The 26,136-nt window shown below is 63.5% G+C and carries 21 protein-coding genes and 1 riboswitch; of the genes, 9 read left to right on the plus strand and 12 right to left on the minus strand.

Annotation, left to right across the window (positions count from 1 at the left end):
* Positions 1 to 19: 19 nt before the first annotated feature.
* The 3 genes from FHW75_RS18970 to FHW75_RS18980 all read right to left on the minus strand — a co-directional run bounded on the left by FHW75_RS18970 (position 20) and on the right by FHW75_RS18980 (position 4,864).
* Positions 20 to 2,104: a hydantoinase/oxoprolinase family protein gene (locus FHW75_RS18970; protein ID WP_027608925.1), complete on the minus strand. Its 2,085-nt coding sequence runs from the start codon at positions 2,102 to 2,104 to the stop codon at positions 20 to 22.
* A gap of 13 nt (positions 2,105 to 2,117) precedes the next feature.
* Positions 2,118 to 3,863: a hydantoinase B/oxoprolinase family protein gene (locus FHW75_RS18975; RefSeq protein ID WP_025752526.1), complete on the minus strand. Its 1,746-nt coding sequence runs from the start codon at positions 3,861 to 3,863 to the stop codon at positions 2,118 to 2,120.
* 146 nt (positions 3,864 to 4,009) lie between these two features.
* Positions 4,010 to 4,864 (minus strand): LysR family transcriptional regulator, encoded by an 855-nt coding sequence (locus tag FHW75_RS18980; protein WP_025752524.1) that lies wholly within the window; start codon positions 4,862 to 4,864, stop codon positions 4,010 to 4,012.
* 92 nt (positions 4,865 to 4,956) lie between these two features.
* Here FHW75_RS18980 and FHW75_RS18985 point away from each other — a divergent pair, with 92 nt between their 5' ends.
* Positions 4,957 to 5,385 (plus strand): multidrug/biocide efflux PACE transporter, encoded by a 429-nt coding sequence (locus tag FHW75_RS18985; RefSeq protein ID WP_019096292.1) that lies wholly within the window; start codon positions 4,957 to 4,959, stop codon positions 5,383 to 5,385.
* Positions 5,386 to 5,562: 177 nt separating this feature from the next.
* Here FHW75_RS18985 and FHW75_RS18990 read toward each other — a convergent pair whose 3' ends face one another.
* On the minus strand, positions 5,563 to 6,891 hold the full coding sequence (locus tag FHW75_RS18990) for an MFS transporter (protein WP_183674247.1): 1,329 nt from the start codon (positions 6,889 to 6,891) through the stop codon (positions 5,563 to 5,565).
* 85 nt (positions 6,892 to 6,976) lie between these two features.
* Positions 6,977 to 7,954, minus strand: coding sequence for a hydroxyacid dehydrogenase (locus tag FHW75_RS18995; RefSeq protein WP_027614936.1), 978 nt, complete (start codon positions 7,952 to 7,954; stop codon positions 6,977 to 6,979).
* Positions 7,955 to 8,191: 237 nt separating this feature from the next.
* Here FHW75_RS18995 and FHW75_RS19000 point away from each other — a divergent pair, with 237 nt between their 5' ends.
* Entirely contained in the window at positions 8,192 to 8,869 is a 678-nt protein-coding gene (locus FHW75_RS19000; protein WP_019096289.1) for an RraA family protein, read from the plus strand.
* An 86-nt stretch (positions 8,870 to 8,955) separates the two neighbouring features.
* The gene (locus tag FHW75_RS19005; RefSeq protein WP_019096288.1) at positions 8,956 to 10,182 is read left to right on the plus strand and encodes an MFS transporter; all 1,227 of its coding nucleotides are present in this window, start codon (positions 8,956 to 8,958) and stop codon (positions 10,180 to 10,182) included.
* Positions 10,183 to 10,186: 4 nt separating this feature from the next.
* Here FHW75_RS19005 and FHW75_RS19010 read toward each other — a convergent pair whose 3' ends face one another.
* Both FHW75_RS19010 and FHW75_RS19015 read right to left on the minus strand, forming a co-directional pair.
* Positions 10,187 to 11,521 carry an MFS transporter gene (locus FHW75_RS19010; protein ID WP_019096287.1) on the minus strand — a complete coding sequence of 445 codons (1,335 nt, stop codon included), beginning with the start codon at positions 11,519 to 11,521 and terminating at the stop codon, positions 10,187 to 10,189.
* A 45-nt stretch (positions 11,522 to 11,566) separates the two neighbouring features.
* Positions 11,567 to 12,487 carry an SMP-30/gluconolactonase/LRE family protein gene (locus FHW75_RS19015; protein WP_019096286.1) on the minus strand — a complete coding sequence of 307 codons (921 nt, stop codon included), beginning with the start codon at positions 12,485 to 12,487 and terminating at the stop codon, positions 11,567 to 11,569.
* A 233-nt stretch (positions 12,488 to 12,720) separates the two neighbouring features.
* On the opposite strand from FHW75_RS19015, the gene FHW75_RS19020 reads away from it, so the two are divergent.
* The gene (locus FHW75_RS19020; protein WP_183674250.1) at positions 12,721 to 14,037 is read left to right on the plus strand and encodes an OprD family porin; all 1,317 of its coding nucleotides are present in this window, start codon (positions 12,721 to 12,723) and stop codon (positions 14,035 to 14,037) included.
* A gap of 242 nt (positions 14,038 to 14,279) precedes the next feature.
* The gene (locus tag FHW75_RS19025) at positions 14,280 to 14,996 is read left to right on the plus strand and encodes an IclR family transcriptional regulator (RefSeq protein WP_019096284.1); all 717 of its coding nucleotides are present in this window, start codon (positions 14,280 to 14,282) and stop codon (positions 14,994 to 14,996) included.
* A gap of 133 nt (positions 14,997 to 15,129) precedes the next feature.
* On the opposite strand, the gene FHW75_RS19030 is transcribed toward FHW75_RS19025, so the two are convergent.
* The 4 genes from FHW75_RS19030 to FHW75_RS19045 form a co-directional block, all read right to left on the minus strand.
* Entirely contained in the window at positions 15,130 to 16,149 is a 1,020-nt protein-coding gene (locus FHW75_RS19030) for a branched-chain amino acid aminotransferase (protein WP_012272061.1), read from the minus strand.
* A 136-nt stretch (positions 16,150 to 16,285) separates the two neighbouring features.
* Positions 16,286 to 17,863, minus strand: coding sequence for an ATP-binding cassette domain-containing protein (locus FHW75_RS19035; RefSeq protein ID WP_183674252.1), 1,578 nt, complete (start codon positions 17,861 to 17,863; stop codon positions 16,286 to 16,288).
* Between the two features lie 169 nt (positions 17,864 to 18,032).
* Positions 18,033 to 18,395: a hypothetical protein gene (locus FHW75_RS19040; protein WP_025752512.1), complete on the minus strand. Its 363-nt coding sequence runs from the start codon at positions 18,393 to 18,395 to the stop codon at positions 18,033 to 18,035.
* A complete protein-coding gene (locus FHW75_RS19045) occupies positions 18,392 to 18,568 on the minus strand; it encodes a glyoxalase superfamily protein (protein ID WP_019096281.1) in 177 nt (58 codons plus the stop codon). The genes FHW75_RS19040 and FHW75_RS19045 overlap by 4 nt, the downstream gene beginning before the upstream one ends.
* Positions 18,569 to 18,668: 100 nt before the next feature.
* A riboswitch (cobalamin riboswitch) is annotated at positions 18,669 to 18,883 on the plus strand.
* A gap of 99 nt (positions 18,884 to 18,982) precedes the next feature.
* On the opposite strand from FHW75_RS19045, the gene cobW reads away from it, so the two are divergent.
* The 4 genes from cobW to FHW75_RS19065 all read left to right on the plus strand — a co-directional run bounded on the left by cobW (position 18,983) and on the right by FHW75_RS19065 (position 25,495).
* Positions 18,983 to 20,050, plus strand: coding sequence for a cobalamin biosynthesis protein CobW (gene cobW / locus FHW75_RS19050; protein ID WP_003247913.1), 1,068 nt, complete (start codon positions 18,983 to 18,985; stop codon positions 20,048 to 20,050).
* 3 nt (positions 20,051 to 20,053) lie between these two features.
* Positions 20,054 to 23,815 (plus strand): cobaltochelatase subunit CobN, encoded by a 3,762-nt coding sequence (gene cobN / locus FHW75_RS19055; protein WP_025752506.1) that lies wholly within the window; start codon positions 20,054 to 20,056, stop codon positions 23,813 to 23,815.
* Position 23,816: 1 nt separating this feature from the next.
* Positions 23,817 to 24,827, plus strand: a complete 1,011-nt coding sequence (locus FHW75_RS19060; RefSeq protein ID WP_025752504.1) for an ATP-binding protein — start codon at positions 23,817 to 23,819, stop codon at positions 24,825 to 24,827.
* Between the two features lie 101 nt (positions 24,828 to 24,928).
* Entirely contained in the window at positions 24,929 to 25,495 is a 567-nt protein-coding gene (locus FHW75_RS19065) for a VWA domain-containing protein (protein ID WP_026020434.1), read from the plus strand.
* Between the two features lie 99 nt (positions 25,496 to 25,594).
* On the opposite strand, the gene FHW75_RS19070 is transcribed toward FHW75_RS19065, so the two are convergent.
* Entirely contained in the window at positions 25,595 to 25,861 is a 267-nt protein-coding gene (locus FHW75_RS19070; protein ID WP_013972506.1) for a hypothetical protein, read from the minus strand.
* Positions 25,862 to 26,136: the final 275 nt, after the last annotated feature.

Genomic DNA, 26,136 nt, shown 5'->3' on the forward strand with positions numbered 1-26,136 from the left:
GCGCACGCCGACCGTTTGATCAAGCCCCGCGTGTCACCCGGTAGGTGGCCGAGGGCTCCAGGCGCGCCTGCCAGCCTGGCGGCAAGACGATGTTGGTGGTGTCTTCCTCGATCACGCAGGGGCCCTGCACGGTCTGCCCCGGCAACAGGCGATTGCCGTTGAACACGGGCGTGGGTTGCCACGCGCCGTCGGCGCTGAACAGCATCGGCCGGACGCTTTGCGGGGTGGCTGCCGGCGGTTCGGCCGGGCCCTGCAACTCAGGTTGCGGTGGGCGCGGCAGGTGGCCGATCACCGAGCACTCCAGGTTCACCAGTTCCACCGGGCTGTCGGGTTCGCTGTACGAGTACAGGGTCTGGTGGCGGCTGTGGAAGCGGCTGATCAGCGCCGCCAGGCCTGCTTCATCCAGGGCATGCTGCGCCAGCTCCACGCTGCATTCATGGATCTGCCCCTGGTAGCGCATTTCCAGGGTGTAGTGGCAACTGCTGGCCTGGTCGCCAAAGCCGTCTTCGCGCAAGTTGGCCAGGCCTTGCTGGCGCAGTTCGGCCAGGGCCTGGTTGAGTTGCTCCAGGTTCACGTGCCCGGTGTCCAGGCGCATCGACAGGCTGGTGAGCTGGTCGTAACGTACATCGGACAGGATCTGGCCGAAAGCACACAGGCCCGAGGCCACCTTGGGGATCAGCACGGTCTGCATGCCGATTTCCTCGGCCAGGCGCACCACGTGCATGCCCGCCGCACCGCCTGCGCCAATCAGGGCGAAGTCGCGCGGGTCATGGCCGCGTTCGATGGACACGCGGCGAATACCGTTGACCATGTTCAGGTTCACCAATGTGGTGATGCCGAACGCCGCCCGCTCCACGCTGATGCCCAGTGGCTCGGCGATCTTGCTGCGTATGGCATCCAGCGCCGCCTGGCGGTTCAGGCGGATGCTGCCGCCCAACAATGCACCATCCGGGAGGTAACCCAGCGCCAGGTTGGCGTCGGTTACCGTGGGCTCACTGCCGCCTTTGCCGTAGCACACGGGCCCCGGCATGGCACCGGCGCTGCGCGGGCCGACCTGCAGCATGCCGAACTCGTCCAGGTGGGCGATGGAGCCGCCGCCAGCACCCAGCGTCTCCACCTGGATCATCGGCACGCCTATGCGCTGGCGCAGGAAGTCCACATCCTTGCTGAAATTGGTGCGCCCGGCGTTGGTCAGGGTGATGTCGAATGAGGTGCCCCCCATGTCCACGGTAATGACGTTGTCGATACCGAACGGCCGTGCCACCGCCAGCCCGGCCTGGGGCGCCGAGGCGGGGCCGGAGTTGATGGCATTGACCGCGCGCTCACGCATCAGGTGCCCGGGCGCCAGGCCACCGTTGGACTGGAAGTAACGCACCGGTTGTTGCACGCCAAGCTCGTGGAACAGGCTGTCGATGCGCGCCACATAGCGCGCCATCACCGGGCTGAGGTAGGCGTTGACCACCGTGGTGGAGGTGCGGGTGTACTCACGAATTTGCGGAAACACCTCGCAGCCCGTGCAGACGAATACCCCGGGCAGGGCTGCCCGCACCAACTCGGCGGCACGCTGCTCGTGGCTGGGGTTGCGCACCGACCACAGGAAGGAAATGGCCACGGCCTCTACGCCTTCGGCGCGGAAGTAATCGATGGCGGCGTGGATGGCGCGTTCGTCCAGCGGGCTGTGTTCACGGCCATCGCCGAGGATGCGGCCACCAATCGGGCGGCGCAGGTGGCGGGGGGCGAGCATGTGCGCCGGCGGGTAGTGGGCGTCGTAGCGATGGCCTTCTTCCTTGTGCCCCAGGCGGATTTCCAGGCTGTCTTCATGGCCCTCGGTGCACAGCAGGCCCACCTTGACCCCGGTACGCTCGATCAGTGCATTGAGCGCTACGGTGGTGCCGTTGATGCACAGGTCACAGTTGGCGATCAGCTCGGCCGGGCTGCGGCCGGTGGCGTCGGCGATCTGCGCCAGACCGGCACGAATGGCCAGGGTGCCGTCCTGCGGTGTGGACGGGGCCTTGAACAGCTGCACGCCGCCGTTGCGGTCGGCCAGGATGAAATCGGTGAAGGTGCCGCCGGCGTCGATGCCCAGGCGATATTGGTTGCGCATGATGGGTCTCCGGTCAGTGCGGGGCGCGGGCAAGGCGGGTTGCGGGTTCATCGAGCTGGCCATCGGCATCGACGACCACGCCGTATTCCAGGGCTGCACCCTGGGGCGAGACCAGGCCGTTGCGCAAGTCTTGCAGGACTGCGGCAATCGGCCGGCGCAGCGGGTCGCCGTAGCCACCGCCACCGGGGTTGATGTTGATGATTCGCTCACCGGGCTGCAGGGTGAGCATCGGGTTTTGCGTGTAGTGGTCTTCGCTGCCATCGGCGTGGCGGTGGATCAGCCGGCCCAGCTTGGGCTCCAGCAGCGCATTGCGTGCCCCGGCGGCACCGGCGGTGGGCAGTTGCCGGCCTTCACCGAAGCCGACCACGGTCATGGCGTGGTCCAGTGGTTCGATCTCCAGCCGGGTGCCCGAACCACCGCGGAATTCGCCAGCGCCGCCACTGTCGGCCATCAGGCTGTAGCGGTGGATGAGCACCGGGTAGGCATGTTCCAGCAGCTCGATGTCGCCACTCATCAGCGCGCCGAAACAGCACAGCGGGCCGCACGCGTGCCAGCCATCCATCACCTTGTTGGCTCCGGCACCGGCAATGATCGAGGCCAGCACCATGGTCACATACTCGCTGTTGCCATTGCGCGGGTCATGGCCGGCGATGTTGATACCGCTGGTATGCCCCCAGGAGGCCGTAACCCGTTGTGGCGAGGCTTGCTCCAGCGCAGTACGCACGGCATCGGCCAGGGTTTCCATCGGCGTGGTGGTGCAGTTGACGTGGGGCGCCGGTTCTTCGGCGTTGCACAGGGTACCCTTGGGCCCGACATCGACCGTGACGCAGCGGTACAGGCCTTCGTTGTAGGGCGGCGCTACCTGAGCGAACATCATCAGCCCCAAGTACACGCCTGACACCGAGTTGCCCTCGTAGGAGTTGATGAAGTAGGGCACTTGTGGCGGGCTGTCGATGCGCACATGGGCCTGGTCACCGCGAATCTGCACATGGGCGGTGATGGCCAGCTCGCCCAGGCCGTGGCCGGCATCTTCGAGCACGGCGGTGCCGCTGTAATCACCGTCCGGCACGTCGCGCAACAGCGCGCGCATGTGCCGGTCGGCCATGTTCTTCAGCTCGGCGATGCAGGCACGCACCTGGGCCACGCCGTACTTGTCGAGCAGCTCCAGCAAGTGCCGCTCGCCCACTTTGCAGGCGCCGTACTGGGCATTGAGGTCGCCTTCCTGATAGGGGCGTGCGCGCATGTTGGTGAGCATGAAGTTGATCACGTCTTCGCGGCGTTTGCCTTTTTCCCACAGCTTGACGGGTGGAATGCGCAGGCCCTCGGCGTAGATCTCCTTGGCATCGGGGTTGTAGCCGGCGGGCACCGGGCCGCCGATGTCGGTCAGGTGGCCCTTGCACACGGTCCAGAACACCAGCTCGCCCTGGTAGTACACCGGTTTGTACATGCAGCAGTCGAGAATATGGCTGCCCTTGTAGGCCGGGTCGTTGTGGTAGATCACATCGCCCTCGGCGATGTTGTCGCCAAAGAATTCGGCCACGCACTTCATGGCCGGGATCAGCGAGCCCAGGTGAATGGGGATGTCCTGGCCCTGCAGGATCATTTCCGGCAGGTGGTCGAACAGCGAGTTGGAATAGTCGTGGGCCAGGTTGAACACACTGGACCGGCCGGTCTTTTCCAGGGTCAGGGTCATTTCGCGTTGCGCTGTTTCCAGCGCACCCCGGACAACCGCAAGGGTGATCGGATCTACTGTCTGCATAGGTCACCAACGTTTGTTCTTGTACTTTGGGTGCGTGCCGCAGCGGGGCGGCGCGTGGTGACAGGCTACGGGGGAGGGTGGGGGGAAGGCTTGTCGCTGGGTGTACTGGATCTTGCGTTTTGGTGCACAAGGGGCGTAAAGGAGGTCTACCGCCCCAGCATCTGCCGTACCAGCCATTGCCCCGCCGGTCCCAACGCCCGTCGGCTCGACCAGGCCACATCCATATCCACCCGGCGCGGGTAACCCGCTAGCTGCAACTCCACCAACTCAGTGCCAAACCGTGCCACCAGCGCCCTCGGCAGCTCGGCCCAGCCAAACCCGCGCACGGCGAACTCCAGCAACGTGAGGTAATCCGGTGCCGACCAAGCCTGACCACGGCCGTGATGCAGGCTGGGGGCATAGGTCTTGATGTACAGCTGCCGGGCGTTTTCGAGGTGTTGCGTTTGCACCTTCCCAAGGCCCGCCAGCGGGTGCCCGCTGGCCACGTACACACCAAACTCCGCCTGTTCGGGCAAGCGGGCAACGGCAACGTCGGCGGGGTAGCCGGGTTGAGTGGCAAGGATGCCGACATGCGCCAGGCCCTGCTGGACCATGTCGATCACATCAGCGTCCTCCGCCGGGCCGCAACGCAGCTCGGTATGCGGGTACTGCTGGGCGAAGCGGGCCATTACCGCGCCCTGGAAGGTGACGCTGTAGCTGTCCGACATCACTACCGACACCAGCGGCTCCACGTTCTCCGCCAGCCGCACCGCCAAGGCATCGAGCTGGGCGCTGGCATCGAGAATGGCCTCCACATGGCTCAGCACCTGTCGACCCGCCTCATTCAGCGTGGGGTGGCGGCCACCCCGGTCGAACAGCGGGCAGCCGATATCCGCCTCGAAATTGGCAATGGCAATGCTGACGGTGGACTGGCTTTTGCGCAATTTGCGCGCCGCTGCGGAAAACGAACCCAGCGACGCGGCTTCGACAAAGGCAACCAGAGCTTCGGGTGAATAGCGCATGGTATTGATAAAACCGATGGTTGCTATGTCGCGAGTATCAGTTTTACCAAAGAAAATGGAAAGCACGACTTACGCAATGGATGGATTTTGCAATGAAAAACGTGTCTTTCACCGAACGCCTGGTTCACGCCGTGGGTTACGAAGTGTTCGCGGTGTTGTTGTGCGCGCCGTTGTTGTCCTGGGTAATGGGCAAATCGCTGGCGACGGCGGGAGCATTGGCAGTCACCCTGTCGGTGATCGCCATGCTGTGGAACATGGTCTACAACGCGCTGGTCGATCGCTGGGTACACACCGAGCGTATCCACTGGAAGGCCAGTGCGCGTTTTGTACACGGTCTGGGCTTCGAGGCCGGGCTGGTGGTGTGGTGCTTGCCGGTGGCGGCATGGATGCTGGATATCTCGCTGCTGCAGGCGTTCATGGTGGAACTGGGCTTCTTCGTGATCATCCTGCCCTACACCGTGCTGTACAACTGGGCCTTCGACAAAGCCCGGCACCTGCTGATGCAACGCAGCATTGTGTGAATATTCCCCGACGCGGCCTTTTTGCGACACAAGCCCGCCCCAGCAAGGGACTGCGCAAGCTTTCATGAGCAAAGAAACGTGGCACGCGACGTTAGATGTCCTCTTTTTTTGCTGCCAAATGACGATGCCCACATTCCTGTGGCAGGAAAGTGGGCATCGAAGTGCGGCTTGTGCAGCTTATTTTGCGCTGACGGCGCCGCTTGCTTCAGCTTGCTGGCGCTGGCGCTTGCGGCCAATCAACAGCACTGCGACACCGGCCACGGTGCACAGCGCGGCCAACGGCATCAGTGCCAGGGAGTAGCTGCCGGTGGCATCGTGAATAGCGCCGTAGGCATTGACCATCAGGCCTCCGCCGATCAGGTTGGCCATGGCGCCCACGGCTGCCAGCCCCGCTGCAGCGGTAGAGGAAGATAGCCAGCCCGACACCAGTGCCCAGAACGGTCCTTTCATCGAGTAGGCGCCCACCAGGACCATGGTCAGCATCAAGACCGTTGCCGGCAGGGACGACGTGAACAAGGTCATCAGCAAGCCTGCTGCGATCAGCAGCATGGTCATCGCGGTGTGCCAGCGACGCTCCCCGGTACGGTCGGAGCTGCGGCCCCAGATGATCATCAGTACCGAGGCGATGCCGTAAGGGATGGCGTTGACCAGGCCAATTTCCATGGCACTCAGGCCGAAGGTTTTGAGCAGCTGCGGAGCCCATACGCTCATGGTGCTGCCGGCGGCGGAAGCGCCCGAGTAGATCAGTGCCAGCACCCAGATGTCTTTGTGGCGCAGTAGCTTCCACAGGGAGATATGGCCGATGGCGGTCTTTTTCGCGGCTTCATCAGCCAGGCGCTGGATGAGCCAGCCGCGCTGCTCGTCGGTCAGCCACTTGGCCTGCTCGGGGCGATCGGTGAGGACGAACAGGCAGGCGATGCCCAGCAGGACGGCAGGGATGCCTTCGAGAATGAACAGCCAGTGCCAGCCGCGCATGCCCATCCAGCCATCCAGACTCAGCAGCAGGCCCGACAGCGGTGAACCGATGAAGTTGGCGGCAGGAATCGCCACCATGAACAGCGCCACCATCCGTGCACGGTAGGCCGAGGGCAACCAGTAGGTGAGGTACAACAGTACACCCGGGAAGAACCCTGCCTCGGCAGCACCGAGCAGAAAACGCATCACGTACAGGGAGTTGGCGCCTTGGACGAATGCAGTGCCTGCCGAGATCAGCCCCCAGGTGATCATGATGCGGGCGATCCAGATACGTGCGCCGTAGCGTTGCATGGCGAGGTTGCTGGGCACTTCGACCAGAAAGTAGGCAAAGAAGAAAAGGCTGCTGGCAAAGCCGAAAATCTTGGCCGTGAGCTGCAGGTCCTCGTTCATCTGCAGGGAGGCCATGCCGATGTTGCCGCGATCGATGATCGCGATCAGGTAGCAGACGATCAGGAATGGCAGCAGGCGCCAGGCGACACGGCGCATGGTGCTGCGTTCGAGTTCATCCGGCAGGGATGTTGCTGAAGTCATGGTGCTCTCCAATTGTTTTTTTTCTGGAGTGATGCGTCCTGAGCGCGCCGCTTTTTACCAGGCCGGCGCGCGAAGCGTGGGGTGATCAGTTGGCGAACAGGTGGCGGTTGACCACGCAACGCGGGTCCAGAGCATTGCCAGCCCAGACATCGAGAATCTGTTTCAGCGCTACCAGGGCTACACGGTCGCGGGCCTCGGTGGTGTTGGCACCGACATGCGGCGTGGCGACCAACGTCGGCAGGCCCCACAGCGGGCTGTCGGCAGGGGGCGGCTCGGGGTTGAAGGTGTCCAGGCCGGCACCGGCGATGCGGCGTTCGCTGAGCGCTTTCACCAAGGCGTTGGTGTCGATCAACTCGCCACGGGCGGTGTTGATCAGGATGGCGCCTGGGCGCATGCGCTCGAGCTGGTCAGCGCCGATCAGGTTGTGATTCGTCTCGGTCAGCGGGCAATGCAGGCTAATGATATCGCTTTCAGCCAGCAGGCGATCGAAATCCTCCTCACGTTCAACGTGCGGGCGATCTGGCAGGTGCTTGAGGTAGGGGTCGAACACCTTGACCTTCATGCGCAGTGGCGAGACCAGGTCCATGAGGATGCCGCCGATCGAGCCCAGGCCAATCAGGCCCAGGGTTTTGCCCGACAGCTCAATGCCGTTGGCCGAGGTCTTGTCCCAATGCCCGTCACGCATGCGTGCATCGAGCAGTGCGGTTTGGCGGGCCACGCTGAACATCAGGGCGAAGGCAAGCTCGGCTACCGACTGGGCATTGGCGCCTACGGCGATCGAGACCGGGATGCTGCGGTCCGCGGCGGCCTGGATATCGATGGTGTTGTAGCCCACGCCGTGCTTTGCGATCACTTTCAGGTTGTCGGAAGCCTCGATCATGGCGCGGGTCAGTTTGCCCTGGCGGACCACGATGGCATCGGGTTGCTCGGCACGAATGATGGCCTCCAGCTCTTCGGCCGGCAGGTAGGGCGTAGTCGGGACGATTTTGACGCCCTGTTCGGCGGCCAGGTTCATAGCCTCGGCGGCAAGCGCGGGGCCGGTCAGCAGAATGGTACGTGACATGTAGATACCTTGTTCTTGTCAGGGGCAGTTCGGGGGGGGACTCTGCCGCGCCACTGCGGCAATGGTCTAAACCCTATCATAATGAAATGCCGTTGCAAGAAAATAAAACAATGCATCTCTAAAACCTGATTATCAAGGCGAAAAAATTCATTGCCATGGTTCTAATGAAATGACATTCTAAAAAACAGATTCGGCAGTGACCGATGACATCGAATAACACCAAGAGAGGTATGTCACATGAGCATTGGCTTCCAAGTGCTTGAGCGCGCACGTAAAGTCGGCGATGAATGGGTTGCACGTTACCGTGAGGTTCCAGTCGCTAACGTCAGCGACTCGATGAACCGCATGACTGCCGGTGGCGCCCGCCTGCGCCCCATGCACCGCGAAGGCGTGCTGTGCGGCCCGGCCTTGACCGTCAAAGCCCGTCCAGGTGACAACCTCATGCTGCACTACGCGATCGACATAGCTCAGCCGGGCGACGTGATCGTGGTAGATGCCGGCGGCGACCTGACCAACGCACTGATCGGTGAAATGATGGTGGCCTACGCTGTCAGGCGTGGCCTGGCGGGTATCGTCATCAACGGCGCCATCCGCGATGCGGCCAACATTGGCGCGGGCGACTTCCCGTTGTTCGCTGCAGGCGTATCGCACCGTGGCCCTTACAAGGACGGCCCAGGCGAGATCAATGTGCCAATTGCCATTGATGGTATGGTAATCGAGCCGGGTGACCTGGTGATCGGGGATGACGATGGCCTGCTGTGCGTGCCTTACGACCACGTCGCTGAGGTATATGCAGGCGCCACCGCCAAGCACACTGCCGAAACTGCACAGATGGAAAAAATTGCCCAAGGCACCAACGACCGTTCCTGGGTCCTGGAGTCATTGAAAAAGAAAGGCTGCCTGCTGCCGGGCTGATCCAGCATGCGCTGCGCACCTTGCGATGGGGTGCGCAGCGGCTGCCGGGTCGGTGTCGGTCGCGGGTCTATTGAGGATTCGCAGACTTGTCCGATTCGTCGTCACCGCATCGCAAACGCTGGCCCGCCGCAGTGCGGGCGCTTGCTCATCGCAACTTTCAGATCTATTTCGCCGGCCAGGGTGTTTCCACTCTGGGTAAGTGGGTGCAGCAGGTTGCATTGGCCTGGCTGGCCTATCACCTGACCGGCTCCGCCGTGCTGCTGGGGCTGATCACCTTTCTTTCGCTGGCGCCGCAACTGCTCATCGGCCCATTGGCGGGTGCCTGGATCGACCGGCATGACAAGCGTCGGTTGCTGATCGTTGTGCAACTGATCCTGATCGTGCAGTCGCTCGTGCTCGCGGTTGCGACCTGGCGCGACTGGGTCGATGGTCCGATCATCGCTGGCATGGCATTGTTGCTGGGCCTGCTCAATGCCCTGGAAACCCCCCTTCGCCAGGCGCTGATCGGCAGTTTCGTCGACGATCCGGCCGACCTGCCAAATGCGCTGGTGCTCAATGCCATGTTGATCAATGCCGCGCGCTTCGTTGGGCCTCCGCTGGCTGGCGCGCTCATTGCCCTGGCGGGTGAGGCAGCCTGTTTCACCCTTACAGCAGCTGCTTTCCTGGCCTTGCTTGGGGGGCTGATCAAAGTGCGCGGCACGGCCGGCCCCAAGGCCAGCGGTTCCACTGCGCAAGTGTTTCGCGAAGGGCTGGCGTACATGTGGCAGACGCGCAATGTGCGCCAATTGCTGGTCAATGTAATCATGGTCAACCTGCTGGCGTCCTGCTATGCGGCACTGCTGCCGATCCTGGCCAGAGCGGTGTTTGCTGGCGATGCCAGGGTGCTTGGCTGGTTGTGGGGTGCGGCGGGTGCAGGTGCGTTTCTGGCAACCTTGGTGCTGGCAGTTGGCGGTGCATTGCCTCGCCTGCGACAGTTCACTGATAGCGGCGCGGTGCTGTGCGCAGTCGCCTTGGTGGGGCTGTGGATGGCAGGGGCGCTGCCCTTGGCCCTATTGGCACTGGGCGTGTTGGGTTTTGGCATCACCCTGAGCAACGTCAGTACCAATATGCAGCTGCAAAGCGGCGCGCCAAACCATTTGCGTGGCCGTGTGATTGCTTTCTATATAGCCATGCGTTTTGGCTTCGAGGCCTTGGGCGGCATGGCGGCGGGCCTGATCGCGGCCCGGTGGGGTGCGCCGGCGACCTTGGGGATCGCCGGCGGGGTATTGGTGGTGGGGTTGTTGGGTCAGTACGGCATGCGGCGCCGCAGCTGATAGGTCAGACGGTTTGACGTTGACCTTGAGGTGTCTGCTGCTTGGCCGGGTCGCCCAGCCAGAGCATCAGGCAGGTGCCTATCATCAAGATTGACGCCACCGCAAAGAACGGCAGAGTGAAGCTGTTTGAGGCGTCTTTGATCAGGCCGATCATGAACGGGCCGGTGAAGCCGCCAAGGTTTCCGATCGACACGATCATTGCCAGGCCGCCTGCTGCTGCGCGGCCGGTTAGGAAGCTCGACGGGATGGCCCAGAAGGTCGCCTGGAATGACAGGATGCTCGCCACCGCGATGCACAATGCGCCGATTTTCATGATGGGGTCAGCGATCAGTGCAGAGGCCACCAGCGCCACCGCGGCCATGCCAAGCGCACTCACCACATAGGGCAGGCGATGTTCACTGCGGTTGGCCAGGCGGGCCCACAGCGTCATGGAAACCGCGCCCAGTACATAGGGCAGGGCAACTACGAAGCCCAGTGTGCCACCGGGAATGCCCAGGCCTTTGATGATCTGCGGCAGCCACATGCCGATACCGATTGAGCCGACGATGCAGCAGAAGTTGACCGCAGCGAGTGTGAATACCTTGGGGTTGGTCAGGGCGGCCCGTAGGGTGTTGCCGTGGGAGGCGCCGATTGCCGACTGCTCTTTGGTGATTTTGTCGGTCAGCCAGGTTTTTTCCCGGTTGGTCAGCCATTTGGCCTTGGCCGGGGTATCAACCAGCACCCACAGGCAGGCGATGCCCAGCAGCACGGCGGGCAGGGCTTCGGTCACCAGCAGCAGCTGCCAGTTCTTCAAGCCCAGCACACCGTGCTGCTGCATCAGCCAGCCCGACAGCGGAGAGCCAATGATGTTGGCGGTAGGGATACCCAGCAGGAAAGCGGCGGTTGCCTTGGCGCGCCATTTGCCCGGGAACCAGTAGGTGAAGAACAGGTAGATGCCCGGGGTGAAGCCGGCTTCGGCGATGCCCAGCAGGAAACGCAGGATGCTGAAGCTGACCGGCCCGGTGGCAAACGCCGTGGCCATCGACAGCAGGCCCCAGGTGATCATGATCCGGGCGATCCACACCCGTGCGCCGAAGCGTTGCAGCAAAAGGTTGCTGGGCAGCTCGAAAATAAAGTAGCCAAAGAAGAACAGGCCGGCCGCCCAGCCGAACATCGTCGCGGTCAGGCCCAGGTCCTGGTTCATGCTCAGGGCGGCGAAGCCGACGTTGGTGCGGTCCAGATAGCTGATCACGTAGCAGCAGAAAATGAACGGCAGCAGGCGCCACAGGATGCGGCGCATGAGGCGTTCACCCTCGGCGTCGCTCAGCGGCGCCTGGGCGGAGAGGTTTTCGTGGTTCATGTCGTCACTCTTTTGTAGTTGTTGTGTGCCCTGACAGGGGCCGGATCAGCTATGGGAATACATCGGCAGCCCTGGCGCAGTGGTGCGAACCTGCAGAATGCTGCCGGTTTCGGATTCGGTGATGTACAAGGTCTGCCCATCGGCGCCGCCGAAGGCCAGGTTGGTGTTGCTGATGCCGGCGCAGGAGACGATGCGCTGCAGTGGCTCAGCGACTTTCGACAGCTTCCATACCGAGCCGAAACCGGTATGGGCGATGTACAAGTTGCTCTGCGCATCGAGGGCCAGGCCGTCGGGCCCGCCCAGCCCGCCATGCAGCTGGGCGAAAACGCCGACCTTGCCGACGATCGAGCCATTGCCCAGCGGGATGCGCCAGATCTGCTGGGCGCGGGTCACTGCCACCAGTAGGTGATTGAGGTGCGGGTCGTAAACGATGCCATTGGGGCTGGGGATGGTACCCAGCAGGCAGGTCAGGTTACCGGCGGCGTCGAGCTTGTAGACACGGCCGCTGGCATCCTGCAGGCCGGTCTGGCCCTGGTCGGTGAAATACAAGTCGCCATTGGGCGCGAAAACCAGGTCGTTGACGCCTTTGAAACCTTCCGAGCCGGCCGAGTCGAGTAACGCTTCGATGGCGCCGGTCTGTGGGTCGAGCAGCATGATCCCGCGCTTGTAGTCGGTGATGAAGATGCGCCCGTCCTGGTGAATCTTCAGGCCGTTCGGCCACCCATCGTACTGGCACACCAGTTCCCATTCGCCCTGAGGCGAGATGCGGAAGATGCGCCCGTAGGGGATGTCCGTTACGTACAGGCGGCCTTGGCGATCAAGCGAAGGGCCCTCGAGGAACGAATCGATGGCGCGGCCTTGGCGATTGGCATTGGCCCAGGCCGTCGGGCGCGGGTCGCGAAAATGCTCGGGCAGGCGGGTGAAAACCGTGGTTTCGACGATAGGCGGGGCAGCAAAGAAGCTCATGGGTGCTCCTGTAGGGCCAGGGGACGCCAGGGCGTCCGATTGTTTCTATTGTTTTAATGCAACGTCGTTGCGAAATAAACCACAATCGGACGAGGGCGTGAAGCGAATTTTACGCGCATTCCTTAATTTATGCGCTGAATGGCGGCACCTATTGACGATGCGGAGGTAATATGACTCCATAAAAAAGAAATGATGTTTCAAAATAATAATAGCGATCCCTTGGAGTCTGTTTCTTGAAATCCTTCCCTTCAATCTGCCGCATTGCACTGGCAACTGGCGGCAGTGTCATAGGCCTGTCTGCCCAAGCCGACCTGATCAGTGACAGCCACGCGAATCTTTCGATGCGCAATTTCTACTTCCACAGCGATAACCGTGACGGCACGGCCCAGCCCTCCAAAACCGAGGAGTGGGCGCAAGGCTTTCTGCTGGACGTGCGCTCCGGCTATTCCGAGGGTGCAGTTGGCTTTGGCGTGGACGCCACGGCCATGCTGGGCCTGACGCTGGACAGCGGCAGGGGGCGGCATCAGGGCGGCAGCATGATTCCGTCCGATGGCGATGGTGCCGCTGACCACTGGAGCAGCGCCGGTGTCACCGCCAAGATGAAAATGAGTCAGACCGAGCTGCGAGTGGGGCAACTGATGCCCAAGCTGCCGGTGCTGGTGGCCTCTGATGGCAGGTTGCTACCGCAGAGCTTTCAAGGTGTGCACCTGCAATCGAAGGACATCGATCACTTCACGCTGATCGGCGGCGCGCTCAATCGCGCCAGGGGCCGGGCTTCGACCGACCTCACGGGCATGGCCGTAAGCGGCGGCACGCAGGAGAGTGACCGTTTCAACTTTGTCGGTGCTGACTATCGCGCCACCGATTCGCTGCTGATGCAGTATTACGCCGGTCAGCTCGAAGACTATTACCTGCAACAGTTCGCCGGTCTCAATCACACACTGGTGTTGACTGATGACAGCTCGTTGACGACTGACCTGCGCTATTTCCGCACCCGTTCGGATGGCGCCAACGGCAGTGCTTCGGGGCGTAACCAGGGATACACCGTCGGTGGTTACACCAGTGGCAGCGATGGCGAAATCAATAATGATCTATGGAGTGCGGCGTTAACCTATCGCCTGCGAGGCCATTCGCTGACCCTGGGTTATCAGAGCGTTTCCGACGATAGCAACTTCGTGCAGATCAACCAGGGTTCGATCGACAAGGGTGCTGGCGGCAGCAGCCTGTATCTGTGGACCGACAAGATGCTGCTCAGCTTCACGCGGGCCGGTGAGCGTACCGGGTTTGCCCAGTACGGCTACGACTTCACTGCCATGGGCATACCGGGGCTGAAGGCTTCGGTGATGTATTTGAAAGGCGACCATATCCAGACCGTTGGCGGCGCCGAACAGTCGGAATGGGAGCGCGATTTCTCGCTGGACTACGTGATCCAGGGCGGCACTTTCAAGGGGCTTGGCGTGGCCTGGCGCAACGGCGAGTCGCACAGCGAGGCAGCGCGCAATGGCGACCAGAACCGTCTGATCATCAACTACACCCTGCCGCTGTTCTGAGCTGGTCCAGTGACCGGAGTTGCCCAGCATGTTGCACCATGCCCATCACTGCGGGTCAGGTGTACTGCCTGATTCGGTGGCGACCCTCAGGAGCGAACGTACAGCGCCAGAACGCCAGTGGCCGGGGCATTTTTACCTGGCCACAGTAAATGCGACGTTGGCGGGGGCCGACCGTTGTCGGATAATGGGATTTTTCTGCCCTCGTGCTGAATGGAGGGCCTCAATCGTGTGAGGTTTTGCAAATGGTGAAAGCGCGGCCGCGTCCAGCGGTGAATGGTGTGGCATCGGCAGACCGTGTTTTGACCGTATTGACCGCTTTTCGGATAGGCGATTCTGCGCTGAGCCTGGTCGAGCTGGTTGAGCGTACCGGGCTCATCAAGAGCACCATCATGCGTTTGATGGTGTCTCTGGAAAACCATGGGTTCATTACGCGTATGGCCGATGGACGCTATCAGCTGGCCAGTGAAGTGATGCGTTTGAACGCTGTGTATCAGGAGACACTCGACCTCGAACGGCACGTGATGCCACGTTTGCATCACCTGGCTGAACAGTCGGGTGAAACGGCGTCCTTCTATGTGCGTCACGGTGCGTATCGGATGTGTCAGTACCGGGTCAATTCCTCGCACTCACTGCGCCTGAACCTGCAACCTGGTGACATGCGCCCGATGGACGAAGCAGCGGGGGCGCAGGCTTTGCGCGCGCCCTATCAGATCGGCATTGCCTTGCACAAACCCTACTACTCCAAAGGCGCAACCGACCCGCATGCTGCTTCGATGGCTCTGCCCATCTACGGTGCGCAGCACGAGTTGATGGGCGCCCTTGTCATTTCAGGGCCTGCGAGTCGTTTGACGGAACAATATGCCGAAAGCCTCAGGCAGATGTTTTTTGAGGCGGCACGTGATCTGATGCGCAGCTTGGGCTTCAAGCCTGCGAACCTGGAGCCCGAATCGGTCCAGTAGACAGGCGGCGTGGATGGCAGGGTTCATGCTTCCTGAGGACGGCTCCCCGCAGCAAATTGTCGCCGATCATAAGTTACAAAAAACGGGGCATGCCATTGCTGGCATGCCCCGTTTCTCATACCGCTAAAGCGCCTCAGGCGACTTTGACGATCCAGCCTGCCGGTGCTTCAACGTCACCGCTCTGGATACCGGTCAGCTCGTTGTAGAGCTTCTGGGTAACCGGGCCGACCTTTTCCAGGTCGTGGAACACGTGCAGCTTGCCGTTGTACTCGATACCGCCGATCGGGGTGATCACCGCCGCAGTACCGCAAGCGCCGGCTTCAATGAAGCGGTCCAGCTTGTTGATTTCGACATCACCTTCGATCACGGTCAGGCCCAGGCGCGATTGTGCCAGCTCCATCAGCGACAGGCGGGTGATGCCTGGCAGCACCGAGGCCGATTTCGGGGTCACGAACTCGTTGTTGGCGGTGATGCCGAAGAAGTTGGCCGAACCGACTTCTTCGATCTTGGTGTGGGTCAGCGGGTCGAGGTAGATGGCGTCGGCGAAGTTGGCCTTCTTGGCTTCAGCGCCTGGCTGCAGGCTGGCGGCGTAGTTGCCACCGACCTTGGCCGCACCGGTGCCTTGTGGGGCGGCGCGGTCGAAGCTGGAGATCTGGAAGTTGTGCGGCTTCATGCCGCCCTTGAAGTACGAGCCAACCGGGATGGCGAATACCGAGAAGATGAACTCGGGGGCGGTGCGCACGCCAATGTTGTCACCGGTGCCGATCACGAACGGGCGCAGGTAGAGGGCGCCTTTGCCGTGCGGTGGCACGAACTTTTCGTTGGCCTTGACCACTTGCTTGCACGCTTCGATGAACACATCGGTGGGCACGTGCGGCATCAGCAGGCGGGCGCAGCTGCGCTGCATGCGGGCGGCGTTCTGGTCCGGGCGGAACAGGTTGATCGAGCCGTCCTTGCAACGGTAGGCCTTCAGGCCCTCGAAGCACTGCTGGCCATAGTGCAGGGCAGTAGAGCCCTCACTGATGTGCAGTACGTTGTCTTCGGTCAGGGTGCCTTTGTCCCACTCGCCATTGCGCCATACGGACAGGTAGCGTTTGTCGGTCTTGATGTAGTCGAAACCCAGCTTGTCCCAATTAATGCTTTCGTTGCTCATGACACCCTCATTGTCTTGCAAGTGCCCGATCGCTCGGGCTGCTGTTATATGCGCACCACGCCACCATAATACATCCGTGGCAGATCGGGAACGGCCAGTCACGAATTGATAGCCTGCGATGCATTTTTTTCGGTATCTACAACTGCAGGTACTCATCCAGCGCCAGGTTTTGCAGCAGTACTGCATCATGGGATGCCACCATGAGCGCCCCGCCGAACTGCCCGAGCATGCGCTCCAGTGCGGCCAGTGACGGCAGGTCCAGGTGGTTACCGGGTTCGTCCAGCAGTAACAGGTCGAGCGGCCGTTCGCGGTACAACACGGCGGCCAGTGCCGCCTTCATCCGTTCTCCGCCGCTGAGCAGGCTGCTGGGCAGTTCGATACGGGCCGCATCCAGCCCAAGCTGCGCCAGGCGGCTGCGTAATTCACCCTGGGCCATTGCCGGGTTGGCCCTGCCCAGGTGGTCGAGCACACTGCTGTGGCCGCATAGCGTGCTGCAATGCTGGTCGAGCAGGGCCGTCTCGCCCGTGAGGCGCACGTTGTCAGGCGATGCCGGTAATTCCCCGTTCAGCAGCCTGAGCAGGGTGGACTTGCCGCTGCCATTGGCCCCGACCAAACCCACCCGCTGGCCCAGGCATACGCGCAGGTCGAGCGGTTTGCGGGTGCCACGGGGCAGGCGAAGCGCCTGGAGGGCCAGCACTTCGCGGCCTGCATGGCGCTGAGGTGTGGGGGCATGCAAGGTAATGGCTGTGTCCTGCTCGACCTTGCGCGCGGCATCGCGGACTTGATCATGCAGGGCCTGCCGGGCTTCGCCGTGGTCGCGGCGCTGCTTGCCCGCCGTGGCCTGGCTGCGCTCGTGCTGGCGATCGACCAGAATTTTGGCCTGATTGGCGTGCCTGGCCTGGCGCCCGGCCCGGGCCTGATGGCGCTCCAGGTCTTCGCGCTGGCGTTGCAGTTCACGGGCCTGGCGTTGCTGCGCCTGCTTCAATCGGGCGAGTTGCTGCTGGGCCTGGGTCGTCTGGCTGACCTTTTGCTCTGTATAGAAGCTGTAATTGCCGCCATAGGCCTGCAACCCCAGGCCGGACAGCTCGACGATACGCACCATGTGCGCCAGCAGGCTGCGGTCGTGGCTGATCACCAGCAGGCCCCGGTCCCAGGCTTCGATCATGCCCAGCAGCTGGGCGCGGGCTTCGCTGTCCAGGTGATTGCTGGGTTCGTCGAGAATCAGGTAGTCGGCATTGCTCAGCCACGCGCCAATCAGCGCCACGCGCATGGCCTGGCCACCGCTCAGGCTGTTGGCGGGCTGGTGCCAGCCGAGTTGGCCCAGACCGTGGCGCTGCAGGTGCGCCTGCAATTGCTCGCGGATATCCCAGCGCTCGCCAACGGTGTCGAAATCCTGGGGGGCGATGCCGCCTTGCTCGATACGCTCCAGCGCTGCGAAAAGCGTGCCGGCCTGGGCCAGGTCGGCAACCGTGGCGCTCTGTTCGATCACCTGCTGGTTCAGCAGGTGAATACGGCCAAGGCGTCGACAATGGCCGCTGCTCGGTTCGCGCTGGCCGGCCAGAATCTGACCGAGCAAACTCTTGCCCACACCATTGCGCCCGACCAGGCCAGTGCGGCGGCGATCAAAGGTTTCGTTGAGGTCGGTAAACAGCTGCCTGCCATCAGGCAAGGTCAGGGAGACGCTGTCCAGCGTCAGGATTGACGTGTTCGTCATGCACAACTCCACAAATGCCGCGACATCTCCGGAGCGAACCGGAGGCTGAAGACTGGCCGTCGAAGGGGACGGCGGCATCAGTGGCGCATTGAACGAACACCTCGTAGCAGGGGAACGTGAAGCCTAACGGACTGGCAGGGGCGGGTAAAGCACCGCCCGCCAGCTGGCTTCAGCGCTGCTTCTGCAAGCGCGTGGCCCAGTCGCCACCTTGGCCGTGTGCGCAGGCCTCTTCACTGTCGAAACGCACATGCCAAGCCGGGTGGTCTAGCGGGATGCCGGCCTGCTCCAACGCCTGGCTGGTCAGTGCCAGCATACGCGCCTTCGCCTGGCCTGCCACGGCAGCGGTTTTGTCGGCCTCTTGCTCGAACACCCATGTAATGCGCAGGCTGCCCGGAAAATCCTCGGGGTCGAGCCGGTGGGTAAGCCAGCTGAAACCGACGATTTCCGCCTTGGCGGTTTCGCAGGCTTCGGTCAGGCACGCCACCAGTTCCCGCTCCAGCCGGGCCATATCGCGCTTGCCCAACGCTTTCAAGGGTTGGCCTCGTCATCGATCTGCTGGCAAAAGCGCAGGCGGTTGCCAAACGGGTCATACACCTGCATCTGCAGGCCCCGGTCCACGCTGAAACCGAGGAAATCGAGGTAGAACGCCTTGGCCTTGTCGACCGAGAAGATGCGCAGTACCGGTATGGCGGGGGCGAGCTGCATGGGGCGTCCTTGACCGTGGATGAAGGCGCCACTGTAACGCACTTGGGTGCCTTGTGGTCAGCCAGCGCTGCGCAACGGTTGACCACCCGCCAACCACTGCGTAGCCTTGCCACTTCGAGGTTCTTCGGCCACGCCGAAGCTAAGACGGGAACGCGGTACAAGCCGCGGCTGCCCCCGCAACTGTAAGCACCGATAACGGATCGACACAGCCACTGCGCCCGCGCGCGGGAAGGCGTCATCCCGCCACCGCCTGCTGTTTGTCAGGCCTATGGAACGGTGCGAGCCAGGAGACCTGCCTCGTCACGTTTTCGACTTTAAACCGGGCGGGGTGATCCGGTGGCGAACAAGCCCGGCCGGCCTGGCCCGTGGCTGTCGTCCTGCATGCCCGCGCCACACTGCCAAGGGCACTGCGACATGAAAACACTGGCCAAGCTCCCCGTCACCATCGTCACCGGCTTCCTCGGCTCGGGCAAGACCACCTTGCTGCGCCACATGCTCGACAACGCCCAGGGCCGTCGCATTGCGGTCATCGTCAACGAATTCGGCGAACTGGGGATCGACGGCGAAATCCTCAAGCAGTGCAGCATCGGCTGCACCGAAGAAGAAGCCAGTGGCCGTGTCTACGAGTTGGCCAACGGCTGCCTGTGCTGCACCGTGCAGGAAGAATTCTTCCCGGTGATGCGCGAGCTGGTGGCACGCCGTGGCGACCTGGACCACATCCTGATCGAAACCAGCGGCCTGGCCCTGCCCAAACCGCTGGTGCAAGCCTTCCAGTGGCCGGAAATCCGCAATGCCTGCACCGTCGATGCGGTCATCACCGTAGTCGACAGCCCGGCCGTGGCGGCCGGTACTTTCGCTGCCTACCCGGACCAGGTCGATGCCCAGCGCAAGCTCGACCCTAACCTGGACCACGAATCGCCCCTGCACGAACTGTTCGCCGACCAACTGGCCAGCGCCGACCTGGTGGTACTGAACAAGGCTGACCTGATCGACGCCGAAGGCCTGGCCAAGGTCCGTGCCGAAGTGGCCGAAGAGCTTCCGCCAGCCGTCAAGGTGATCGAAGCCAGCAGCGGCAAGCTGCCGCTGGAGGTGCTGCTGGGCGTGGGCGCCGAGTCCGAGGCGCACATCGATGGCCGCCGTACCCACCATGACTCGCACCACGACGGTGACGACCATGATGATCATGACCACGATGCCTTCGACTCCATCTCCATCGACCTGCCAGAAGCCGACGAAAGCCTGTTGCTCGATGCCCTGACCCAGCTGGTGGTGGAGTTCGGCATCCTGCGCGCCAAAGGCTTCGCCGCCATCCCGGGCAAGCCGATGCGCCTGCTGGTGCAAGGCGTGGGTACCCGTTTCGACAAACACTTCGACCGCGCCTGGCGTGCTGACGAGCCGCGCATTACCCGCTTGGTGCTGATTGGCCAGGACCTTGACGCTGCCCAGCTGGAAGCGCGCCTGCGCCAGGCCCTGGGCGCCTGACCCATGCACCTGCTGCGGACCCAGCCCGGCGGCTTCGTGCCGGATGACAGCATTGCCGACCTCGGCCAGACCCCCGCCGAGCTGGTGATTCTCTGCAGCGGCGATTCGCACCTGGCACTGCTCGCCGATACCGCCGAGCAATTGCCAGACGACTTCCCCAGCCTGCGTCTGGCCAACCCGATGCAGGTGCAAAACCACGCGTCGGTCGACCTGTATATCGACCAGGTGCTGCGCCATGCCAAAGTCATCCTGGTGTCGCTGCACGGCGGTGTCGGTTACTGGCGCTATGGCGTCGAGCAACTGGTCGAGCTGGCCGCCCGTGGCGTGCAGCTGATTATGGTGCCGGGCGATGACCGCCCGGACCCGGAGCTGACCTCCCTGGGTACTGTCGGTGGCGAGCAGGCCGAGCGCCTCTGGCACTACTTGCGCCAAGGCGGCAAGGCCAACGCCATCAACCTGTTCAACTGCCTGGCCAGCCAGTGGCTGGGCCGTGACTATGCCTGGGAGGAGCCGCAGCCCTTGCCGCGCACGGCGGTGTATCACCCGGCCAAGGGCAGCACCACGCTGGAAGACTGGTACCCGCATTGGCACCCCGAGCACCCGGTAGCGCCGCTGCTGTTTTATCGCTCGCACTTGCAGGCGGCCAACACCGCATTCATCGACGTGTTCTGCCAGCGCCTGCAGGCTGCCGGGCTGAACCCGTTACCGATCGCGGTGGCCAGCCTCAAGGAAAGCGCCTGCCTGGAGCAGGTCGAAGCCTGGCTGGACGAGGTCGGCGCCGAAGTGCTGGTCAATACCACAGGCTTTGCCCTGTCCAGCCCCGAACGCCCCAACCTGCGCCCGTTCCGCCGCGACATCCCGGTATTGCAGGCCATCTGCGCACAGGACAACCAGCCTGGCTGGGAAGCCAGCGAACAGGGGCTGGGCGCGCGCGATCTGGCCATGCACATTGCCTTGCCTGAGCTGGACGGGCGCATTATCACCCGGCCGGTCAGTTTCAAGGACATGGCCTGGCGCAGCGAGCGCAGCCAGTCCGATGTGGTGTGCTACCGCGCCCACCCCGAACGCATGGACTTCGTTGCCGAGCTGGCCCGCCGCTGGGTTGAACTGGCGCGCCTGCCCAATGCGCAGAAGCGCGTGGCCCTGGTGCTGGCCAACTACCCAACCCGCGATGGTCGCATTGGCAATGGCGTCGGCCTGGACACTCCTGCCGCTGCCTTGAACATTCTCAAGGCACTGCAGGCCGAGGGCTATCCGCTGGCCGAATTGCCGGGCAGCGGCACACAACTGATCCACCAACTGCTTGGCGGCGTAACCAACGACCTCGACCACCTGGACCTGCGCCCCTGCGCCCAAAGTCTGAGCCTGGCCGACTACCAGGCCGCCTTCGAGCGCCTGCCCGACGCCAACCGCCAGGCCGTGCTGGACCGCTGGGGGCCGCCCGAGCAGGACCCGATGTACCGCAGCGGACGGCTGATGGTGGCCGGCCTGCGTTATGGCCTGACCTTTGTCGGCATTCAGCCGGCCCGGGGCTACCAGGTAGACCCGAGCGCGGTCTACCACGACCCCGACCTGGTGCCGCCGCATGGCTACCTGGCGTTTCACTTCTGGCTACGCCATGCCTTTGCGGCCGATGCAGTGATCCACGTCGGCAAGCACGGCAACCTCGAATGGCTGCCCGGCAAGGGCGTCGGCTTGTCGGCGCAGTGCTGGCCAGACGCCTTGCTCGGCCCGCTGCCGAACATCTACCCGTTCATCGTCAATGACCCTGGCGAGGGCGCCCAGGCCAAACGCCGTACCCAGGCGGTGATCATCGACCACCTGATGCCGCCGCTGACCCGCGCCGAGACCTATGGCCCGTTGCGCCACCTGGAACAGCTGGCCGACGAGTTCTATGAAGCGCAGATGCTCGACCCACGGCGTGCCCGCGAGTTGCAGCGCGACATCCTGGAGTTGGTCAAGGCCAACCACATCGACCGCGAGCTGCAGCTGGAAGGGCAGCTGGACGATGCCGCCATATGGCTGCCGCGCCTGGACACCTACCTGTGCGATCTGAAGGAATCGCAGATTCGCGATGGCCTGCACGTGTTCGGCCAGTCGCCCGAAGGCCGCTTGCGGCTGGATACCCTGTTGGCGCTGTTGCGGGTTGAACGGGGCGACGGGCGCGGCGGCAATGCCAGCTTGTTGCGTGCCCTGGCCAAGGCCTTGGTGCCGGGCTTCGATCCGCTCGATTGTGAGCTTGGGCAGCCTTGGCAGGGCGCACGCCCAGCGCAATTGCAGGCCATGAGCAGCGAACCGTGGCGCACCTGTGGAGATACCCGCGAGCGCCTTGAGCTGTTGGCACTTCAGGTGATCGGTCAGGCCTTGGCCGGCACGGTGCCGCTACCCGAGCAGAACGAATGGCAGCCTGTGCACGATGTGGTGCAGGCCTTGCGCGAAGCGGTAGCGCCTAGCCTGGACGCGTGCGGTGCAGCCGAAATGAATGGCCTGCTGGCAGCGCTGGCCGGGCGCTTCGTGCCCGCAGGCCCCAGCGGTGCGCCGAGCCGTGGGCGCCTCGACGTGCTGCCCACCGGCCGCAACTTCTACACCGTGGACGTGCGCAACCTGCCCACTACCACGGCCTGGCGCCTGGGCTTCGCCTCGGCCAACCTGATCCTTGAGCGGCACCTGCAGGACCACGGCGACCACCTGCGCCAGCTCGGCCTGTCGGTGTGGGGCACGGCGACCATGCGCACGGGCGGCGACGACATCGCCCAGGCCATGGCATTGATGGGCGTGCGGCCGGTGTGGGCCACTGGCAGCCAGCGTGTCGACGACTTCGAAATCCTGCCGTTGAGCCTGCTCGACCGCCCTCGGGTGGATGTGACGTTGCGCGTTTCGGGCTTTTTCCGCGATGCCTTCGGTAACCTTATCCGCCTGTTCGATGCGGCGGTGCAGGCCGTCGCTGCGCTGGATGAACCCGACGACCTCAACCCTTTGGCCGCCCGTGTACGCAGCGAGCGTGCCACGCTGCAAGCGCAAGGCGTGGACGCCGAGCAGGCTTCGCGCCAGGCGGGCTGGCGGGTGTTCGGGGCAAAGCCTGGCGCCTACGGCGCCGGAGTGCAGAACGCCATCGACGGGCGCCTGTGGCACAGCCGCGACGACCTGGCCGAGGTGTACCTCAACCACGGCGGTTACGCTTACGGCGCCCGTGACGAAGGCACCCCGGCCCGCGCCCAGTTCGCCCAGCGTCTGGCCAAGGTGCAGGCGGTGCTGCAGAACCAGGACAACCACGAGCACGATTTGCTCGACTCCAACGATTACTACCAGTTTCAGGGCGGCATGCTGGCCGCATCGGAAACCCTGTCCGGTGCTACCGTGGCCAGCTACCACGGCGACCACAGCCAGGCCGACCGGCCGCGCATCCGTACCCTCAAGGAAGAGTTGAACCGGGTTATCCGCGCCCGTGCGCTGAACCCCAAGTGGATCGACGGGGTGAAGCGCCACGGTTACAAAGGCGCCTTCGAGATGGCGGCGACGGTCGACAACCTGTTCGCCTTCGACGCCACCACGCACCTGATCGACGACCATCATTACCAGGGGCTCGCCGATGCCTACGTGCTCGACCCGGCGACCCGCGACTTCATGCGCGAGCACAACCCCGAGGCCCTGCGCGACCTGACCGAGCGCCTGCTGGAGGCCCAGCAGCGCGGGCTGTGGCAGGCACCAGGCGACTACCGAGAGGCCCTTGAGGCGCAATTGCTCGACGGCGAGGAACAGGCTTGAAATGAGTGAACCCGTACAATTTCCGCTGGCCGCGGTGGTCGGTGCCGACGACCTGAAGCTGGCGCTGTGCCTGACGGCCATCGACCCGAAAATCGGCGGTGTGCTGATCGAAGGGCCGCGCGGCATGGCCAAGAGTACGCTGGCCCGTGGCCTGGCCGACCTGCTGGGCGAGGGGCCATTCGTCACCCTGCCGCTGGGTGCCAGCGAGGAACGGCTGGTCGGCACCCTGGACCTGAGCGCGGCGCTGGGGCAGGGCAAGGCGCAGTTCTCCCCGGGCGTGCTGGCCCAGGCTGACGGTGGCGTGCTGTATGTCGATGAGGTCAACCTGCTGCCCGACACCCTGGTCGACCTGTTGCTCGACGTGGCGGCCAGTGGCACCAACCGTATCGAGCGTGACGGCATCTCGCACCGGCACAGTGCCCGTTTCGTACTGATCGGCACCATGAACCCGGAGGAAGGCGAGCTGCGCCCGCAACTGCTCGACCGTTTTGGCCTCAACGTGGCCCTGGAAGGTTCGCCCGAGCCTGAGGCGCGTCAGCAGATCATTCGGCGTCGTCTGGCCTTCGACAGCGACCCGTACGCCTTCTGTGCCCACTGGGCTGCGGCCCAGGCGCAGTTGCGCGAACGCTGCCAGGCGGCGCGCCGGGCCTTGACCGGCATAGCGCTGGACGACCAGGCGCTGTCGTGGATCACCGAGCGCTGCTATGCCGCTGGCGTCGACGGCCTGCGCGCCGACCTGGTGTGGCTGCGCGCTGCACGCGCCCACTGCGCCTGGCGCGGGGGGGCGGCTATTGAAGAGGCGGATGTCGACGCGGTGGCCGAGTTTGCCTTGCGCCATCGTCGCCAAGTGGCGCCCCAGGCCCCTGCGCCGTCGGCACCGCCGCAGCCCGATCAGCCGGGTGCCAGTCACCCTGGCGAACAGGGCGGGCAGGGTGACTGGGGGGCGTTGCCGGCGCAGCCGGTGGCCAGCGGTGCCCGCCGCGAGGTGCCGAACTGGGCAAAAAAGCCCTGAGCATTCGCCAGCCACCTGCCAAAGGGGCGGATGCCAGACCTGGCGCGGGCAAGCAGGGCGGGGCCAGCCGTGGCCGGGCACGCAGTGCGGCGACCGGTCGGGTGGCCTGGCTGCCGACTTTGCTCAAGGGGCGGCCACGGTTGCTCCAGGACCTGTGCTGGCAGCAGCGCCAAGCCAGGCCCGCAGAGCTGTGGCTGGTGATTGTCGATGCCTCGGCCTCCACCCGTCGTCATCAGGCGCTGGCGCAAACCAAAGGGCTGCTGGCAGCCCTGTTCGACCAGGCTTACCGCCAGCGCGCCCGGTTGGCCCTGCTCACCGCCAGCGGGCAAACGCCACAATGGCAACGCCACGGCCTGAAGGCCTCGGCGGCCTTGCAGCCCTGGCTGCAAGCCTTGGGTGCCGGTGGCGGTACGCCGCTGATCGCCGCGTTGGAACAGGCTCGGCACTGGCTTCTGGCGCGCCAGCGCGCCCATCCGACTGAAGCCATGCGCTGCCTGGTCTTTACCGACGGTCGCCTGCAGCACTGCAACGCCGTGCAGCCCATGCCTTGTGCAACGTTATTGGTGGATATGGAACTTGCCCCCGTTCGTCTTGGGCGCGCACAGCGTCTGGCTGAGCAATTGCAGGCCGATTACCAGCACTTGCAGCACTTCAAAATCTTGGACTGATTGGCGCGACACTATGTCGCCATAGAAAAAGTTGCCAGAACAGCAACTTTGCATGCAATCAAGTGCGTGACGTTGCACGCACTTGATTGCCGGGCGTTATTACTTCGGCATCGACCACGGTTGCAGGTCGTACCCTTTTTCGCACAGTTCGGCGCGCACTTCCTCGATCAGGCTGGCCCATTGGGCCGGGTCGGAATAGATGCGCGAAGACACTTGTTTGCTGCCGATGCGGGTGCTGGTCCGGTCGATCACTGCCAGGCTCAGTTCACCAGTACCGTTGGGTGCATCCCAGGCTACGCACTGGAAAGGTTCGAAGGCGTGGTCGGCAATCAGCAGTGCTTCGTTGACACGGAGCGGGGCATTCATGGTTCGGTCTCTCTATGGTCCCAAACAGCGAAGTTAAGTCCGCGTTGCTTCAAAGTCGCCTCAATCATCGCGAAGTGCAGCGCGGGGTTATGTGTACTGATGCTCGTTGTCCGGCGGCAAGTCACACAATGGATGTAAAATTTTTTGTCAGGGCCGAATCCGTTCTTGCCTGCGCCGCCATGTGATGTCGATAAAACGCGAAAATTCCCGTGATGCTTTGTAAAAAAATGCGTCGGCAGACAGACGGTACTGGGAACCGTCAACTTCGTTGCTAC

Source organism: Pseudomonas sp. OG7 (assembly GCF_014192825.1).
Lineage (GTDB): Bacteria > Pseudomonadota > Gammaproteobacteria > Pseudomonadales > Pseudomonadaceae > Aquipseudomonas > Aquipseudomonas monteilii.

What these genes read in the sequence shown, in the direction of transcription:
- FHW75_RS18970 (WP_027608925.1), bottom strand. Translation starts at nt 2,104, where the DNA reads ATGCGCAACCAATATCGCCTGGGCATCGACGCCGGCGGCACCTTCACC.
- FHW75_RS18975 (WP_025752526.1), bottom strand. Translation starts at nt 3,863, where the DNA reads ATGCAGACAGTAGATCCGATCACCCTTGCGGTTGTCCGGGGTGCGCTG.
- FHW75_RS18980 (WP_025752524.1), bottom strand. Translation starts at nt 4,864, where the DNA reads ATGCGCTATTCACCCGAAGCTCTGGTTGCCTTTGTCGAAGCCGCGTCG.
- FHW75_RS18985 (WP_019096292.1), top strand. Translation starts at nt 4,957, where the DNA reads ATGAAAAACGTGTCTTTCACCGAACGCCTGGTTCACGCCGTGGGTTAC.
- FHW75_RS18990 (WP_183674247.1), bottom strand. Translation starts at nt 6,891, where the DNA reads ATGACTTCAGCAACATCCCTGCCGGATGAACTCGAACGCAGCACCATG.
- FHW75_RS18995 (WP_027614936.1), bottom strand. Translation starts at nt 7,954, where the DNA reads ATGTCACGTACCATTCTGCTGACCGGCCCCGCGCTTGCCGCCGAGGCT.
- FHW75_RS19000 (WP_019096289.1), top strand. Translation starts at nt 8,192, where the DNA reads ATGAGCATTGGCTTCCAAGTGCTTGAGCGCGCACGTAAAGTCGGCGAT.
- FHW75_RS19010 (WP_019096287.1), bottom strand. Translation starts at nt 11,521, where the DNA reads ATGAACCACGAAAACCTCTCCGCCCAGGCGCCGCTGAGCGACGCCGAG.
- FHW75_RS19015 (WP_019096286.1), bottom strand. Translation starts at nt 12,487, where the DNA reads ATGAGCTTCTTTGCTGCCCCGCCTATCGTCGAAACCACGGTTTTCACC.
- FHW75_RS19025 (WP_019096284.1), top strand. Translation starts at nt 14,280, where the DNA reads ATGGTGAAAGCGCGGCCGCGTCCAGCGGTGAATGGTGTGGCATCGGCA.
- FHW75_RS19030 (WP_012272061.1), bottom strand. Translation starts at nt 16,149, where the DNA reads ATGAGCAACGAAAGCATTAATTGGGACAAGCTGGGTTTCGACTACATC.
- FHW75_RS19035 (WP_183674252.1), bottom strand. Translation starts at nt 17,863, where the DNA reads ATGACGAACACGTCAATCCTGACGCTGGACAGCGTCTCCCTGACCTTG.
- FHW75_RS19045 (WP_019096281.1), bottom strand. Translation starts at nt 18,568, where the DNA reads ATGCAGCTCGCCCCCGCCATACCGGTACTGCGCATCTTCTCGGTCGAC.
- cobW (WP_003247913.1), top strand. Translation starts at nt 18,983, where the DNA reads ATGAAAACACTGGCCAAGCTCCCCGTCACCATCGTCACCGGCTTCCTC.
- cobN (WP_025752506.1), top strand. Translation starts at nt 20,054, where the DNA reads ATGCACCTGCTGCGGACCCAGCCCGGCGGCTTCGTGCCGGATGACAGC.
- FHW75_RS19060 (WP_025752504.1), top strand. Translation starts at nt 23,817, where the DNA reads ATGAGTGAACCCGTACAATTTCCGCTGGCCGCGGTGGTCGGTGCCGAC.
- FHW75_RS19070 (WP_013972506.1), bottom strand. Translation starts at nt 25,861, where the DNA reads ATGAATGCCCCGCTCCGTGTCAACGAAGCACTGCTGATTGCCGACCAC.